Annotated in this window: 14 protein-coding genes; 6 read left to right on the top strand and 8 right to left on the bottom strand. The window is 71.1% G+C overall.

The genetic code is table 11. From position 1 onward, the window contains the following. Positions 1 to 52: 52 nt before the first annotated feature. From nrfD to fdh, 3 genes are read right to left on the bottom strand one after another with little or no spacing between them, the layout of a single operon-like run. Positions 53 to 1,117 carry an NrfD/PsrC family molybdoenzyme membrane anchor subunit gene (nrfD, locus tag A6035_RS16895; RefSeq protein WP_108848886.1) on the bottom strand — a complete coding sequence of 355 codons (1,065 nt, stop codon included), beginning with the start codon at positions 1,115 to 1,117 and terminating at the stop codon, positions 53 to 55. Further along, positions 1,117 to 2,082: a 4Fe-4S dicluster domain-containing protein gene (locus A6035_RS16890; RefSeq protein WP_108848885.1), complete on the bottom strand. Its 966-nt coding sequence runs from the start codon at positions 2,080 to 2,082 to the stop codon at positions 1,117 to 1,119. The genes nrfD and A6035_RS16890 overlap by 1 nt, the downstream gene beginning before the upstream one ends. Positions 2,083 to 2,085: 3 nt before the next feature. Beyond that, the gene (gene fdh / locus A6035_RS16885) at positions 2,086 to 5,340 is read right to left on the bottom strand and encodes a formate dehydrogenase (RefSeq protein ID WP_235026614.1); all 3,255 of its coding nucleotides are present in this window, start codon (positions 5,338 to 5,340) and stop codon (positions 2,086 to 2,088) included. Positions 5,341 to 5,542: 202 nt separating this feature from the next. Here fdh and A6035_RS16875 point away from each other — a divergent pair, with 202 nt between their 5' ends. Together A6035_RS16875 and A6035_RS16870 are read left to right on the top strand one after the other, a co-directional pair. After that, complete coding sequence (locus tag A6035_RS16875; RefSeq protein WP_235026613.1) at positions 5,543 to 6,856, top strand: hypothetical protein; 1,314 nt, start codon at positions 5,543 to 5,545, stop codon at positions 6,854 to 6,856. Between the two features lie 9 nt (positions 6,857 to 6,865). After that, complete coding sequence (locus tag A6035_RS16870) at positions 6,866 to 7,849, top strand: iron-containing redox enzyme family protein (RefSeq protein ID WP_108848883.1); 984 nt, start codon at positions 6,866 to 6,868, stop codon at positions 7,847 to 7,849. A gap of 132 nt (positions 7,850 to 7,981) precedes the next feature. On the opposite strand, the gene A6035_RS16865 is transcribed toward A6035_RS16870, so the two are convergent. From A6035_RS16865 to A6035_RS16845, 5 genes are all read right to left on the bottom strand, one after another. Continuing rightward, positions 7,982 to 8,215, bottom strand: a complete 234-nt coding sequence (locus tag A6035_RS16865) for a CDGSH iron-sulfur domain-containing protein (RefSeq protein WP_108848882.1) — start codon at positions 8,213 to 8,215, stop codon at positions 7,982 to 7,984. Then, positions 8,202 to 8,870, bottom strand: coding sequence for a HemK2/MTQ2 family protein methyltransferase (locus A6035_RS16860; protein ID WP_108848881.1), 669 nt, complete (start codon positions 8,868 to 8,870; stop codon positions 8,202 to 8,204). The genes A6035_RS16865 and A6035_RS16860 overlap by 14 nt, the downstream gene beginning before the upstream one ends. Positions 8,871 to 8,963: 93 nt before the next feature. After that, positions 8,964 to 9,542, bottom strand: a complete 579-nt coding sequence (locus A6035_RS18340) for a hypothetical protein (protein WP_162534016.1) — start codon at positions 9,540 to 9,542, stop codon at positions 8,964 to 8,966. A 22-nt stretch (positions 9,543 to 9,564) separates the two neighbouring features. Next, positions 9,565 to 10,653, bottom strand: coding sequence for an inositol-3-phosphate synthase (locus A6035_RS16850; RefSeq protein ID WP_108848880.1), 1,089 nt, complete (start codon positions 10,651 to 10,653; stop codon positions 9,565 to 9,567). Beyond that, positions 10,650 to 11,201, bottom strand: coding sequence for a PadR family transcriptional regulator (locus tag A6035_RS16845; RefSeq protein ID WP_108848879.1), 552 nt, complete (start codon positions 11,199 to 11,201; stop codon positions 10,650 to 10,652). The genes A6035_RS16850 and A6035_RS16845 overlap by 4 nt, the downstream gene beginning before the upstream one ends. A 292-nt stretch (positions 11,202 to 11,493) precedes the next feature. Between A6035_RS16845 and A6035_RS16840 the strand changes: the two genes are divergently transcribed. The 4 genes from A6035_RS16840 to A6035_RS16825 all read left to right on the top strand — a co-directional run bounded on the left by A6035_RS16840 (position 11,494) and on the right by A6035_RS16825 (position 16,218). After that, a complete protein-coding gene (locus tag A6035_RS16840; protein WP_159149449.1) occupies positions 11,494 to 11,892 on the top strand; it encodes a DUF5318 family protein in 399 nt (132 codons plus the stop codon). Positions 11,893 to 12,022: 130 nt separating this feature from the next. Further along, positions 12,023 to 14,371 carry a transglycosylase domain-containing protein gene (locus A6035_RS16835; protein WP_108848877.1) on the top strand — a complete coding sequence of 783 codons (2,349 nt, stop codon included), beginning with the start codon at positions 12,023 to 12,025 and terminating at the stop codon, positions 14,369 to 14,371. Positions 14,372 to 14,377: 6 nt separating this feature from the next. Next, entirely contained in the window at positions 14,378 to 16,030 is a 1,653-nt protein-coding gene (locus tag A6035_RS16830) for a glycosyltransferase family 87 protein (RefSeq protein WP_108848876.1), read from the top strand. Beyond that, positions 16,027 to 16,218 carry a hypothetical protein gene (locus tag A6035_RS16825; protein WP_108848875.1) on the top strand — a complete coding sequence of 64 codons (192 nt, stop codon included), beginning with the start codon at positions 16,027 to 16,029 and terminating at the stop codon, positions 16,216 to 16,218. The genes A6035_RS16830 and A6035_RS16825 overlap by 4 nt, the downstream gene beginning before the upstream one ends. Positions 16,219 to 16,225: the final 7 nt, after the last annotated feature.

Below are 16,225 nucleotides of genomic sequence, written 5' to 3'. Positions count from 1 at the left end.
GCGGTGTGCCGCGGACGCTCGTCCGCCGCCGCCGCCGCCGCCGCCGTCGTCGTCAGCGGGCCCGGTCGTCGCCCACCTGCTCCGCGTAGGCCTCGCCGCCACCGCGGGCGTCCCGGCGCTCACGCTGCGGCACCACCACGTACTTCGGGTCGTCCGCCGAGGCCATGCCCGCGTGGAACACCGCCCACCGCGTGCACGCCGACCCGGCGGCCATCGCCAGTCCGGACACCGCGGACAGCAGCCGACTGCGCCGGCCGAGGACCGCGCCCACCGCACCGGCGCCGGTGAGGACCTGCGCCGCCCGGTGGTACTTCCCGGCCCGGCCCTCGTGCAGGGGCTCCGCGGTGATGCCCATGGATCGCTGCATGATCTGGTCGGCGGTCAGCTCGAGCGCGGCGCCGCCCACCGCCAGCCGACGGGCGGGGCCGCTCTCGTCCAGCGGGTTGAGCAACAGGCCCACCCCGCCGGACGCGGCCGCGGCACTGCCGACGAAGACGAAGGGCAGCTCGCGGCGCGCCGCGCTCCAACTCGGCAGGGACGTGTCGGTGAGCAGCACCGCCGTGTAGGACGCGACCGCCGGGGCGGCGAGCGCCGCGACGAGGCCGGCGGGCCGCGACGCCCGGCTGATGAGCTCGGTGGGCAGTCGCCGGGCGAGCTTCTCGGGCAGCAGCGGCACGATCTCCTGACCCAGCGCCAGCCCGGCGAACGGTCCGTACGCGGAGAGGATCCACGTGCCCACGCTCATCGGCGAGGTGAGCTTGAGGACCCGCAGCATGTGGTGGAACCGCTCCGGGCGCCCCAGGTCGTGGACCAGGTAGTACAGGCTGCCGGTGATCCCACCGAGGGCGACGATCCGCGCCGAACGGCGCTGATTGGGCAGTCCGGCCAGGTCCGCACCGGCCGCGAGGAGCGACGAGCCACCGGCCAGCCCGCCGAGGAAGAGATACGCCGCGATGTCGTACTTCCACGGCGGAGCCTTGACGATCGGCTTGCCGTAGTACGACCGGAACTCCGCGGGGGGCACCACGAGCTGCTCGCGGCCCCCGCGGCCTCTCCGGCGGGTCCGGGCACGCTGCCCCGGCCCTCCGGGGACGTCCGCCTTGTCGTCGTCGGCCATCAGGCCCCGCCTCCCGCGGCGAACGCGGCCACCGCGCCGCCCAACAGCGTCACGGCCGCCAGCGCCGCCTGGCGCCACATCGCCCCCACGTGCCGCGTCGTCACCACGGGATCCGGCGGTAGCCCGTACACCTCGGGGTCGTCGAGCAGGAGGAAGAACGCGCCCGTGCCGCCGACGCCGTTGCGGGTGTCGTGGCCGTACAGCTGGGCGTTGGGCTCGCCGGCCTCGACCAGCTGGTCCAGTCGGCCGGCCGCCCGCTCGCGGAGCTCGTCGAGATCACCGAACTGGATCGAGTCGGTGGGGCACGCCTTGGCGCAGGCCGGGGTCTGGCCCTCGGTGAGGCGGTCGTAGCAGAGCGTGCACTTCTGAGCGATGCCCACCGCCGGGTTCCCCGCCGGCCCCGAGCGCCGCTCGATCACGCCGTACGGGCACGCGCTCACGCAGTACCCGCAGCCGTTGCAGATGTCGTTCTGCACCACGACCGTGCCGAACTCCGTGTGCATGAGCGCACCGGTCGGGCACACGTCCACGCACGCCGCGTGGGTGCAGTGCTTGCACACGTCCGACTCCATCAGCCAGCGGAAGTCGGTGGGCTCGGCGGCGTCGGGGGAGTCACCGGGCAGGGTCGGCGCGGGCATGCCCAGGTCGACGGGCGCGCTCGGCGCCGGCGCGACGGACGCCTCCGCCACGCGCGCGGGCACCTCCTGCTCGATGAACGCGACGTGCCGCCACGTCGACGCCCCCAGCGCCTGCGTGTTGTCATACGACATCCCCGACAGCTCGACGCCGTCCTCGGGGATGAGGTTCCACTCCTTGCACGCCACCTCGCAGGCCTTGCAGCCGATGCACACGCTGGTGTCGGTGAAGAAGCCCTTGCGCGGCGGTGGATCCGAATAGCCGTTGTCCTCGGCCGGATCGATGTCACCGAAGAAGGACCGTCCGAGGTCGGACAGGAAGGCGGACATGGTTCAGCTCTCCGTTCCCGGTTCGGGGGTCACGCCGGCGCGGCGACGGTACTCCTCGACGAACTCGAGTAGCGCGGGGCCACGCGGGCGACGTCCCGCGACGATGTCACAGCTCGTCGCCTTGGTCGCGGGGATGGACACGTTGGGGTCGAGTTGCTGCGGCAACAGGTCGTTGGCCGGGTCACCGATGCTCACACCGTTGCCGCCCCAGTGGTACGGCAGGCCGATCTGGTGGAGGGTCCGGCCGTCGATCTGCAGCGGCGTCATCCGTCGGGTCACCAGGACGCGGGCCTCGATCGCGGACCGGGCGGTCACGATCGTGGCCCACCCGCCGTTGACCAGGCCCCGCTCCCGCGCGAGCTCGGGGGAGACCTCGCAGAAGAACTCCGGCTGCAGCTCGGACAGGTACGGCAGCGTCCGGCTCATGGCCCCCGCCGTGTGATGCTCGGTCAGGCGGTAGGTCGTGAAGACGAACGGGAAGACGTCCGCGCCCGGATCGCCGTGCGACGGCTGCGTCTCGTTGTACCGGCCGGGACGGATGGACCGTGCGGGGTTGGCGTCCCGATCCGGGTAGATCGGGTTGGCCACGGGCGATTCCGGCGGCTCGTAGTGCGCGGGCAGCGGACCGTCGGCGAGACCGCGGGGAGCGTAGAGCCAGCCCATGCCGTCGTCCTGCATGATGAACGGCTGCGCGCCGCCGATCGCCTCCGGACCGACCGCGCCGTCCGGCGGGATGTAGTCGGGCGACTTGTCGGCCTCGAAGTCGGGGACGTCGTCACTCACCCAGCGGCCGGCCCCGTCGCCGGCCTCGGGATCCCAGCGGACGTACGCCTTGCGCTCGCTCCACGGCCGGCCCTCGGGGTCCGCCGAGGCGCGGTTGTACAGGATGCGGCGGTTGGCCGGCCAGGCCCAACCCCACTCCGGCGCGACCGGACCTTGCTCGTGCCGCGACCTGCGCCGCGCGGCCTGGTTCACGCCGTCGGCGTAGACACCGCAGTAGATCCAACAGCCGCACGCGGTCGAGCCGTCCGGCTTGAGCTGGGTGAACGCCGACAACGGCTCGCCGTCCGGGCCGCGTCCGTTGATCTCGGCGAGCACCGCTTCGGCGTCGGGCTCGTCGGTCCCGTGCTCCATCGGGTAGTCCCACGTCAGGTCCAGCAGCGGCCGGTCGCGGGGATCGGTGGAGTCGGCCAGCTTCTCCTTGAGGCGACGCCCGAGGTGGTAGTAGAACCACAGTTCACTCCGTGCGTCGCCCGGCGGCTCGACAGCCTGGTGGCGCCACTGCAGGAGCCGCTGGGTGTTGGTGAACGTGCCCTTCTTCTCCACGTGGTTGGCGGCCGGGAAGAAGAACACCTCGGTGCCGATGTCCTCGGTGCGCATCTCACCGGTCTCGATCTCCGGACCGTTCTTCCAGAAGTCGGCGGACTCGATCATGACGAGGTCGCGGACCACGAGCCAGTCGAGGTTGGCCAGACCGGCGCGCTGCATACGCCCGTTGGCCGTACCGACCGCCGGGTTCTCGCCCACCAGGAAGTAGCCGCCGCCGCCCTCGTTGACCTGCCGCTGCACGGTCGCGGTCGAGTCGTGCTTGCCCGTGAGCTTGGGCATGTAGTCGTAGGCGAAGTCGTTCTCGGGCGTGGCCGCGTCGCCCCACCACGCCTTGAGCAGGCTGACGGTGTACGAGCGCATGTGGCCCCAGAAGCCCTGTGCCTCGTCGTCCGTGCCGATGTAGCTGTCCAGATCGGGCTGGTGATGGGCGTTGGGCGTGGGCAGGTAGCCCGGCAGGAGGTCGTACAGCGTGGGGATGTCCGTGGATCCCTGGATGCTGGCGTGCCCGCGCAGCGCCATGATGCCGCCGCCGGGTCGACCGATGTTGCCGAGCAGTAGCTGGAGGATCGCCGCGGTACGGATGTACTGCACACCCACGGTGTGCTGGGTCCAGCCGACGGCGTAGCAGAACGCCGCGGTGCGCTCGCGTCCCGAGTTCTCCGTCAGCGCCCGCGCGACCCGCAGGAAGTCCTCCGTGGCGATCCCGCAGGTCCGCTCGACCATCTCCGGGGTGTAGCGGCTGAAGTGTCGCTTGAGGATCTGGAAGACGCAGCGCGGGTGCTGCAGTGTCTCGTCCGTGTTCGGATCGGTGGTGGTCGCCGATGCGCGGGCACCGGCGGCGCCGCCGACCTCGGTCGGCTCGTCGTCGCTCTCATCAGCCCCGCTGCCGCTCTCGTCTGGTAAATCGTTCTCGTGGCCCTCGTACTGCCACGACTCGAAGTCGTACGTCCGGTCCTCGATGTCGAACCCGGAGAACAGGCCCGCCAGGTCCTCGGTGTCGAGGAATTCCTCGCCGATGATCGTCGACGCGTTGGTGTAGGCCCGTACGTACTCGTGGAAGTACGAGTCGGTGGTCAGGACGTGGTTGATCAGCCCGCCGAGGAACGCGATGTCGGAGCCGGCCCGGATCGGCACGTGGAGATCGGCGAGGGCGCTGGTGCGCGTGAACCGCGGGTCGACGTGGATGATCGTCGCGCCGCGCCGCTTGGCCTCCATGACCCACTGGAAGCCCACCGGATGGGCCTCGGCCATGTTGGATCCCTGGATGACGATGCAGTCAGCGTTGGCGAGATCCTGCTGGTAGTTCGTGGCACCACCACGCCCGAACGAGGTTCCCAGACCGGGAACGGTGGAGGAGTGTCAAATTCTGGCCTGGTTCTCCACCTCGATGGCGCCGAGCGCCGTGTAGAGCTTCTTCATGAGGTAGTTCTCCTCATTGTCCAGCGTCGCCCCGCCCAGGCTGGCTATGCCGCGGGTGCGCCGGACGGTGTCGCCCTCGGCGTCGGTCTCCTCCCAGAACTCCTCGCGGGAGGCCAGAACGCGGTCGGCGACCATGTCCACGGCGGTCTCGAGGTCGAGCTCCTCCCACTCGGTCGCGTAGGGCTTGCGGTGGAGGACCGTGGTGATCCGCTCGGGATTGGTCACGAGCTGCTTGCTCGCCGCTCCCTTGGGGCACAGGCGTCCGCGCGAGATGGGGCTGTTGTCGTCGCCCTCGATCTGGACGACTTTGCCGTCGGAGACGTAGACGTCCTGACCGCACCCGACCGCGCAGAACGGGCAAACGCTCTTGACCACCTTGTCGGCGGTCTTCGTACGAGGGGTGATCTCCAGCGAGCGGCGCGACCGGGTGGCGCTGCCGCGGCCGAGCAGGTCGGAACCGGCCAGCTGGCGCAACACGGGCCAGTTGAGCGGCGAGCCGTACTTCGCCAGCTCGGGCCTCGGTCCCCGGGGCCGATCCGGCCCGGACTGCTGGTACTCCGACTCCGACATGCCACCTCCTGTACTCGCGTACGGGCCCCATGTAACGCGAGACCCCCGGACGCCGCAACCGATTCGCGCCGACTCCGCCCGGTATGGGGCAGAGCGAGAACCGATCCGCCGCGCGGCGCCCGGCGATCAGCATGATGGTGGGGTGGACGAGCAGACACCGACCGACGCCGAGTCGTACGCGACCGTCGGCCTCATGGCGGATCCCGGCGTGCCCCGGCGGGTGGCCCTGGCGATCGCGGACGACCTCTGTGACGACCTGGCGCGAGAGCTCGGGGGGCAGTGGAGGGTGGACGTCGACCAGGAGACCCTCCCGCTCGGTCCGGACGGCGAGATTCGGCTCACCGAGCACACTCCGCGCCTGCTGCAACAGCACGGCTGGGACTTCGTGCTCTACCTGACCGACCTGGCCACCCACCCGGACGGAGTGCCGGTGCTGTACGACGTGAGCGACTCGACCGCGGCGGCGCTGGTGTGTGTGCCCGTCCTCGGTGCGTTCCGGGTGCGCTCGAAGCTCCGGTCGCTGGCCCTGGCCCTGGTGCGTTCGGGCACTCACAGGACCGGCCTGGGGGCGCCCACCACCGACGATCTGCCACCCGCCGAGAGCCACGGCCTCGTCAGCAGGACGAGGCTGCTCCTGGGCATGGTGCACAACAACAAGCCCACCCGGATGATGACGGCCCTGTCCGGTGTCGTCGCCGCCGGTGCGGGCTCGGGCGCCTTCGGCATCTTCTACGGCAGCGTCGCGTCCCTGGCGGTGGAGCTGCATCCGCTCAGGCTGTTGCTCATCAGCGCGATGGGGGTCTCCACGCTGATGCTGTGGCTCATCATGCGCAACGGCCTGTGGACGCGGGCCGATGACGCCCTGACCCCGGGTAACCGGCGGATGGACAACGCGGCCACCGTGCTCACGGTCGGAACCGGCGTGGGCATCATGTACGTCGGCCTGCTGGTGGCGATGTTCCTCCTCGCGATCGCCGTGATGGACGCCGGTTACCTCGAGTCCCAGCTCGGTCGGCCTGTGGTTCTGCTCGACTACGTTCACCTGGCCTGGCTGTCCAGTTGCCTGGGTGCGTTCGCCGGCGCTCTCGGGTCGAACTTCGACGACGAGGACGCCATCCGGGAAGCGACCTACAGCCTGCGGTGGCACGAACGGCGCAAGATGTTCGACAGCTACCAGAACCGGGAGGGCGACGAGGGGGAGCAGAGGGAGCACGAGCGGATCGAGCGTGAGCACGACGAGGACGGCGACGAGGACGGCGACGGGGGCGACGAGGACGGCGACGGGGGCGGTGCTGACGGTGACGGCGACGGTGGTGGCCGAGGTGGTGACCGCGGCGGTGTCGGCGGCGAGGCTGGTAACGGTGTCGACGACGACGAGATCCGCCACCGCGACGCCGCTGGCAACGAGAGTGTGCGCCGGTCCGTCGAGGTGGAGGACCGCGGACCGAAGGGGTAGACAAGGGGCATGACAGCGACCACCACTCTCGCGCCCCCGCTCCCCACCGCCTGCGGCCCCCTGTCGGAGGCGGTCGTGCAGGCGCTGTCCACGGGCGACACGGCGCTGCCCGCGGTCCCGCCCGGCGCCGACCCGCTGGGGCGCGACCTCCAGCTGGCGCTGTACACCCTCTACGAGTTGCACTACCGGGGCTTCGACCGCGTCGATGCCGAGCTCGAGTGGGAGCCGGAGATCCTGCGGATGCGTCGGGACCTCGAGCGACTGTTCCTCGCGCACCTGCGTGGCGCGGTCGAGCCGGGCGACGACCCCGTGGCCGAGATGGACGCGATGTCGGTCGAGGCCACCTCCGGCACCGGCCCGTCGTGGTACTTCAAGGACGAGGGCACCTGGGACCAGATCCGCGAGTACTTCGCCCACCGCTCGCTGTACCACCTCAAGGAGGGTGACCCGCACGCGTTCGCGATCCCGCGGCTGCAGGGTCAGGCCAAGGCGTCGTTCGTGGCCGTCGAGTTCGACGAGTTCGGCGGCGGCCGCGGTGAGCGCGTCCACCAGCAGCTGTGGGCGGACCTCATGAGCGCGGCCGGGCTGGACCCGTCGTACCTCGGCTACCTCGACCGGGTGTCGGCCGAGACGCTGTCGACGGTTAACCTCATGTCGATGTTCGGCCTGCACAGGTCGCTGCGCGGCGCCGCGATCGGGCACTTCGCGGCGATCGAGATCACCTCGTCGCCGGGCTCCGCGCGTCTCGTGGCGGGCCTGCGGCGGATGGATGCCCCCGAGGAGTGCGTGCGCTTCTACGCCGAGCACGTCGAGGCCGACGCTGTCCACGAGCAGGTCATGCGCCACGACGTGGTCGGCGACCTGGTCGGACGCGAGCCCGGGCTGGCCGCCGACATCGTGTTCGGGATGCGGACGCTGGACTACCTCGACGACCTCGCGGCCGAGAAGATGCTCGCGGGGTGGAAGCGCGGCGAGTCCTCGCTCCTGCCCTGACGCGCGACGACCCCGGCGGGGTGCGGGGCCGACGCAGCCACCGCCCCACATCCGCTACTCCCGCTCCTGATCCGCTACTCCCGCAGGGGTAGCGGATCCCTACTCGGAGTAGCGAATTCCTGGTTGGGCGGGTCAGCCCTGCGCGTCGTCCGTGTCGGTGGGGCGCACCTTGCGGCGGTGGCTGGTGTCGCACAGCGGGTAGTTCTTACTGCGTCGGCACGCGCACACCGCCACCGTGAAGCGGTCCGAGCACACCCGGTGCCCGTCGGGCGTGGTCATGTCGACCGGGCCCTCGACCAGGATGGGGCCGCCCGGCACGATCCGGACGCGCCGGGCGTCTCGAGTTCCGCGCTCAGCTGCGGTCAACGCGGATCACCACCAGCTCCTCCTCGCGCCGTCCGGGCTCGAGCAGACCGGCGGCCTCGAGGCGCTCGGCGTACGAGGTCATGACGGGCCCGAAGTCGACGGTGCGCGTGGCGATCGGCCGCGCGGTGAACCCGACCTCCTCCATCCTGCGGACGGTCTGCGGCGGGTCGGAGAACTCCGAGTGGACGATGAGCATGGTCCCGCCGGGCGCGAGCAGGTCGGGGGCGAGCTCGCACAGCTCGTCGAGCACGACCCGCCCGTTGGCGCCCGCGTCCCACGCCCGGTTGGGGCCGGTGCCCTCGAGCGGGGCGTCGGAGGGGACGTACGGCGGGTTGGACACCACCACGTCGAAGAGCCCGGCGTAGCGGGCGTCGGAGAGCGTGCCCAGGCGGACGTCGACATCGACGCCGGCCCGCTCGGCGTTGCGGGACGCGCAGGCGACCGCGGCGGGGGAGATGTCGTAGGCGACCACCTCACGGGCGCCCTTGAGCGCAGCCTCGATGGCGAGGATGCCGCTGCCTGTACAGATGTCGAGCACGCGCCTACCGGCGACCACGTCGCAGTCCTCGAGTGCGTCGCAGAGCAGCCAGGAATCGTCTTGCGGTGCGTACACACCGTCGTCGACCTCGATATGGGCGAACCGTGTCTGGGTCATCGGGGCCTCCGGTTGAGCAGGGGGTCAGATGTTGCCCAGTCAATCCGTGCAGGCCGACGCCTGCAACCGATGTGACCGCGCGAGACGGTGGTCCTACTGCCAGTAGAGGCCGCCGGGCACGTCCGCGCCGCCGGTGAGTCGGCAGGTCAGGACGGCGCCGTCGGCACCGGTCACGGCGAGACCCTCCTGTGCGCACGGTCCGCCGGGGCGCGGCTGGCCGGTGGCCTCCGCGAGTCCGCCCCCGCCCTCGCCGGCGTCCGGGGCGGAGCCGGCGCGGGGTAGCCACAACGGGCCGGCGCCGCGCGGGTCCTCGGTGCAGAACAGCGCGGACCCGTCCTCGGCCTGGGCGACCTCGCCGAGCATCTGGCACGGTCCGCCGGCGCCCACGACGTTGGCGGGCAGCTGCGGCGGGGGCGCGGGCGAGGTGGGCGCGGCGGTGGTGGCGGGCGCGGAGACCGGTTCGGCGGCGTCGCGGGTCGGTGTGGGGGACGAGGAGGTCGTCGACGACGACGAGGTGCTCGACGCCGCCGCCGGCGGGGCGACCGGTTCGCCGTCCGGGTCGGCGGAACAGGCCGAGAGTGCGACCCCGGCCGCCATCGCGAGTGCGATGACGGCCGGGACACGGCGACGCCCCGTGGTGGTGGGCGGGTGGTTCGTCGCTGTGGGGTTCATTCGATCCTCTGTGGTGCGCGGGTCAGGCCCCGATGATGAAGGCCTCGAGCTCGGCGCGGGCCTTGTCGTCCGCCATCTGCTCCGGCGGGGACTTCATGAGGTACGCCGAGGCCGGCAGGATCGGTCCGCCGATGCCGCGGTCCTTGGCGATCTTGGCCGCGCGGACGGCGTCGATGATGATGCCCGCCGAGTTGGGCGAGTCCCAGACCTCGAGCTTGTACTCGAGGTTGATGGGGGCGTCACCGAACGCGCGTCCCTCGAGACGAACGTACGCCCACTTGCGGTCGTCGAGCCACTCCACGTAGTCCGAGGGGCCGATGTGCACGTTGCGGTCGTGGACCTTGTTCTTGAGCGACCCCTCGAGGTTGGAGGTCACGGCCTGGGTCTTGGAGACCTTCTTGGACTCCAGGCGGTCACGCTCGAGCATGTTCTTGAAGTCCATGTTGCCGCCGACGTTGAGCTGGTACGTGCGGTCCAGCGCGACGCCGCGGTCCTCGAAGAGCTTGGCCATCACGCGGTGGGTGATGGTGGCGCCGACCTGACTCTTGATGTCGTCGCCGACGATCGGGACGCCGGCGGAGCGGAACTTCTCGGCCCACTCGGGGTCGGAGGCGATGAACACGGGCAGGGCGTTGACGAACGCGACGCCGGCGTCGATCGCGCACTGTGCGTAGAACTTGTCGGCCTCCTCCGAGCCGACGGGCAGGTAGCTGACCAACACGTCGACCTCGGCGTCGCGCAGGGCCTGCACGACGTCGACGGGCTCGGCGGCGGACTCCTCGATGGTCTCGCGGTAGTACTTGCCCAGGCCGTCGAGGGTGGGGCCGCGCTGCACGGTCACGCCGGTGGGCGGGACGTCGCAGAGGGAGATGGTGTTGTTCTCGGAGGCGCGGATGGCCTCGGCGAGATCCATGCCGACCTTTTTGCCGTCGACGTCGAACGCGGCGACGAACTGCACGTCGTTGACGTGGTAGTCACCGAACTTCACGTGCATGAGGCCGGGGACGGTCGAGTCGATCGCCGCGTCCTTGTAGTACTCCACGCCCTGCACGAGCGAGGACGCACAGTTGCCGACGCCGACGATCGCGACGCGCACCTTCTGGTCGGTCATTGGGGTTCTCCTTGTGATGGGTTCTCTGTCCGGATGAGCTCGTTGATCCACCGCAGCTCGCGTTCGCTGGTCTCGAGCCCGAGCAGTGTGAGCTGCCGGGCGTATCGCAGTTCGGTGGGCCCGGTGCGTGCGGCGGCGTCACGCTGACCCTCGCGCCGCTCCTCGAGGACCCGACGCCGACCCTCGAGCAACCGCACCCGGGCGGGGCCGGGCGTGCGGTCGAAGAACGCCAGGTGGACGCCGAAGCCGTCGTCGGTGAACGACGACGTCCCGGGTTCGTCGAGCAGAGCCGCCAACGTCTCCTTGCCGCGCGTGGTGATGCGGTAGGTCTTGCGACCGCGCCGCGCGGTGGCGGGCGGTCGGGTGGCGGTGGCGGCCGAGGAGTCCTCGACGATGTCGCCCTGGTGTTGGAGGCGACGCAGCGTCGGGTAGAGGGAGCCGAAGGACACGGTCCGGACCGTCCCGAGCATCTCTGACAGTCGCTTGCGCAACTCGTACCCGTGCATCGGCCGCTCGTCGAGCAGCCCCAGTATGGCCAGTTCCAGCACCCACCTCCCCTTCCCACGTCGGTCGTGCCTGCGGATGTCATGCGATGGTCACCGATCGTACACCCGCTGATGTATCGGGCCGATATACCGGGCTGTGGCATCGCGCCGACGTGTCACCGCCGGGGCGCTGCACCCGGGTCGGGCCCGGGGCGCTGCACCCGGGTCGGGCCCGGGGCCCCGGCGCGGGCCGTAGGCTGGTGTCGTGGACCAGGCCGACTCCCGCTTCCCGCGATCCGGCCCCCCGCCGGGGCCGGAGGACCCCACCGGCCGTGCGGCGCTGCGGCGCCGACGGGTGGTGGACTTCGCGCTGCGCCGTCGCGGCGTCCTGGCCGCCCTGCGCGAGGGCGGACTGTCCCTGCGCGAGGTCTGCGACGCGGACGTCTACCTCCTGCGTGCGGCCGGCTTCCACGGCGTGGTCACCGAGACCGTGTGCCCCGTCTGCCGCAAGGAAAACCTCACCGAGGTGTCCTGGGTGTTCGGCGACGACCTCGGCCCGGCCTCCGGCTCCGCCCGCGGCGCAGACGAGATCGAGCAGCTCGCCCTGTCCCACGACGAGTTCACCGTCCACGTCGTGGAGGTGTGCCGCAGCTGCTCGTGGAACCACCTCGTCGAGTCCTATGAGGTGGGGCTCACGCCGGGGACCGGAAAGCGCGTACGACGGGCGGCGAGAGAGCTCCGACGCCACCGCTGAACACCCCGCCCGATGCCCGACGGCGCCTCCGGAGTACAGCGTCGGCGCTCTTTTCGTACACAATGGTCGCCAGAGCACCGCCGCCGGGGGCCTTCCGGGTCGGTCGGATCGGCTCGCGGGAGGGTAGAGCATGGCGCAGAACGGCAGGACGGGTAAGGCCGCGGACGAGGGCCGGGGCGTGGCCTCGGAACAGACCGGTTGGGTCCGTCGCCATCCGGTCTGGACGGCGGTGATCCTCCTCGCCGTCGTCCTCCTCGTCGTCCCCCTCACGGTCGCGGTCGTGACCTACAACCGCACGGAGATCCCCGATCCCGGCAGCGTCCGCACCGAGCAGATCTCCGAGATCTACCAGAGCGACGGCGCCACGATGATCGGCCGCATCGTCCCGCCGGAGGGCAACCGCACGCTCATCGAGCTCGACGTGGTGCCCGTGCACGTGCGCAACGCGGTCATCGCCGCCGAGGACCGCTCCTTCTACACCAACGAGGGCTACGACCCCACCGGCATCGGCCGCGCGGTGATCGGGCAGATCACCGGCGAGTCCAGCGCGGGCGGCGGCTCCACCATCACCCAGCAGTACGTCAAGAACACGATGGTCGGTGACGCGCCCACCTACGAGCGCAAGGCCAAGGAGATCATCATCGCCGCCAAGATGACGAACGAATGGTCCAAGGACCAGATCCTCGAGGCCTACCTCAACACCATCTACTTCGGTCGCGGCGCCTACGGGATCGCCGCCGCCTCCACCGCGTACTTCAACAAGCCCGTCGAGGCGCTGACGGTGGAGGAGGGCGCGCTGCTGGCCGGCGTCATCCAGTCGCCCTCCGCCCTGGACCCGCTCAACAGCCGCGAGGCCTCCGAGCGGCGCTGGAACTACGTCATGGACGGCATGCGCGACATGGGCGCGATCGACGCGCAGCAGCGCGGCAACGCCGTGTTCCCGCAGGTCGTCGAGGACCCGCAGACCGTCGAGCAGAACGTCGGCGACCCCACCAACGGCCCGATCCGTCGGCAGGTGCTCGCCGAGCTCACCCAGTCCGGAATCGACGAGCAGATGCTCAACACCCGCGGCCTCAAGATCATCACCACGATCGACCCCAAGACCCAGTCCGCCGTGGTCGACGCCGCGCGCTCCAACATGCAGGGCGAGAGCCCGGACAACCGGACCGCCGTGGTGTCGATCAACCCGCGCACCGGCGGCGTGATCGGCTACTACGGCGGCGAGGAGGCCGAGGGCTGGGACTACGCCAACGCCCCGCTGCAGACCGGCTCGACGTTCAAGATCTTCGGCGTCGCCGCCGCCCTCGAACAGGGCATCGGCCTCGGCACCCAGATCTCCTCGGCGCCGGTCACCACGGGCAACGTCACCGTCACCAACGTCGATGGCCAGTCCTGCGGCTCCTGCTCGATCTCCCAGGCGCTGCTGATGTCGCTCAACACTTCGTTCATCCGCCTGCAGCGGATGCTCGACAACGGCGCCAACGACGTCCGCGACATGGCCCACCGCACGGGTGTCCCCAAGCAGATCCCGGGCCTGCCGTGGGAGACCCTGAGCGAGCAGGGCGAGGACCCGTACGACGGTCTCATCCTGGGCCAGTACCCGATCCGCGTCCGGGACATGGCGACCGGCCTGGCGACCTTCGCCGCCGAGGGTGTCCACCGGCCCACGCACTTCATCGAGCGGGTCGAGACCGCCGACGGCGAGGTGCTCCTGGACAACTCGTCGATCGAGGGCGAGGAGGTGGTCGAGGCCGACGTCGCCAACAACCTCACCTCCGCGATGGAGCCCATCGCCGCCTACTCGAACGGCCACGCGCTGGCCGGTGGCCGCCCCTCGGCGTCCAAGTCCGGCACCACCCAGCTGGGCGACACCGGCTACAACAAGGACGCCTGGTTCGTCGGCTACACCCCGTCGATCGCCACCGCGGTCTGGGTCGGCACCGACGACAACAAGCCACTGCTCAACGCCTGGGGCGGCACGATGTACGGGGCCTCCGTGCCCGCCGACATCTGGAAGTCGGCCATGGACGGTGCGCTGTCCGGCACCGACTGGGAGTCCTTCCCCGAGCCCGGCTACATCGGCGGTCAGGCCGGCCGCTCGTCGTGGGAGTTTTCCGGGACCGGCTCGGGCCCCACTGGCGGCACCGGCACCGGCGGCACCGCTCCCCAGCCGAGCGTCGCGCCCGAGCCCGTCCAGCCCGCACCCGCCCCGCAGGCCCCCGGCCCGCTGACCATCCAGGTGCCCGGCCTGCCGGAGATCGTCATACCCGGCGCCGGCGCGCCCGCCCCGGCTCAGCCCGCCCCCGCGCCCCAGCCGGCGCCCGGCGGCGGCGGTGGCGCGGGCGGTGGCACCGGGGGCGGTGGCACCGGGGGCGGTGGCCCCGCGGGTGGGGGCGCCGCGGGAGGCGGCGGCGGAAACGAGACCGGAACCGGTGGTGGCGGCGGCGGGACCGGCGGCGACAACGACGGCGGGGCCTGACCCGGTGTGAGCGTGCAGAGCAACGGCCACCTCTCCCCGCTGCCGCTCGACGACGACCTGCGATCGCTCGAGCCGCACGAGCGGGTCCGACCCGGTGACGGCGCCGGGGCCGGGGCGCTCGCCGCGTGGGGCGGCCCTCTCGGCCGGCACGCCGTGGTCGGGCGCCAGCGCTTCTGGACGCCGCTGCGCGTGATCATGCTGTTCGCCGTGATCTTCCTGGCGTTCGGCTTCTTCTCCAAGGCCGCCTGTCTGGAGACCACCCACCCCACCGACGGCTCGCAGCCCAGCCTCAACTGGGACGGTCGGCAGTACTACAAGGCCTGTTACGCGGACCCGCTGCCGCTGTACTCCGCCGAGGGCCTGGACACCGGTGCGCTGCCCTACAAGTACTCCTGGATCGCCGACGGCGGCGAGGTCCGCTACATGGAGTACCCGGTGCTGTCCGGGATGTTCCAGTACGTCACCGCGCAGGCCGCCCAGGCCCTGCACGCGATCTTCCCCGGCGGGCCGCTCGAGGTGGTCACCTACTTCGCGCTGGGCTGTGTCCTGCTGGCGTTCATGTGGATGGTCGCCGTGTGGGCCACCTACCGCTCGGCCGGCCGCCGGCCCTGGGACACGCTGCTCATGGCGGCCAGCCCGCTGGTGATCTTCCAGGCCTTCACCAACTACGACCTCATGGCGGTGATGTTCGCCTCCGTCGCGCTGCTGCTGTGGGCCCGCCGCCGCCCGGTCTGGGCCGGGGTCGTCTTGGGGCTGGGCGTGGCGGCCAAGCTGTACCCGCTGTTCCTGTTCGGCGCGCTGCTGGTGGTGGCGATCCGCCGCAGGCGGTTCGTCGAGCTCGGTAAGGCCGCGGCCGCCGCCGTCGTGGCGTGGCTGGCGGTAAACCTGCCGATCATGATCCCGTTCCCCGACGGGTGGCGGGAGTTCTTCCGACTCAACTCCGACCGGCCCGCCAACCCCGAGAGCGTCTACGTCGTCATCCAGACGCTCACGGGCTGGCAGGGCTTCGACGCGGGTCGCGCCGCCGGGGAGGCCCCTGCGACGCTGAACACCGTCTCGCTGGTGCTGTTCGCGCTCGCGTGTCTGGCGGTGCTTGTGATCGGTCTGACCGCGCCCGTGACCCCGCGCGTGGCGCAGTTGGCGTTCCTCATCGTGGCGTTCTTCCTGCTGACCAACAAGGTGTGGAGCCCGCAGTATTCGCTGTGGCTGGTGCCTCTCGCGGTGCTCGCCGTGCCGCGCGCGCGGCTGCTGCTGACGTGGATGGCGTTCGATGCGCTGCTGTGGGTGGCGCACATGTCGTACTTCCACGGCGTCGCCAACAAGGGGATCGGGCCCGAGCTCTTCCACCCGCTCGTGTTGCTGCGCGACCTGCTCGTCCTCGCCGTGTGCGCGGTGGTGATCCTCGAGATCTACCGGCCCCATCTCGACCGCGTCCGCATGACGCATCAGGGCACGCCCGAGGGGCCCGACCCGCTCGCCGGGGTCCTCGCCGATCCCGGAGAACGGCCGGTCACCCGGCCCGCCACGCGGGCCCCGGGTGCTGCGCGCGCCGCGGATGCCGCGGGCATCGCGGGCGTCCCGCTCGCGTTCCTCGCGGACCCCTCAGACTCCGGTGGGGCACAGCCCGCCGACCCCGAGACGAAGGACCCGATCCGATGACTACCAGCGCCATGATCTGGATGTTTCTGTGCATCCTGGTCGGATTCGTCTGCATGGTGACCGCCGCTGGCGGCTACCGCGCGGGGTGGCGTCAGCCCGTGTGGATCGGCTGGACCGTCGCGGCCTTCCTGTTCCTCACCGTGATCCCGGTGACGCAGGCGCTGACGATCGGGTTGCAGCACGGCTGACGCATCC

It is taken from the genome of Dietzia lutea (genome assembly GCF_003096075.1).
GTDB lineage: Bacteria > Actinomycetota > Actinomycetes > Mycobacteriales > Mycobacteriaceae > Dietzia > Dietzia lutea.
This window is presented reverse-complemented; position numbering and strand designations above follow the sequence as displayed.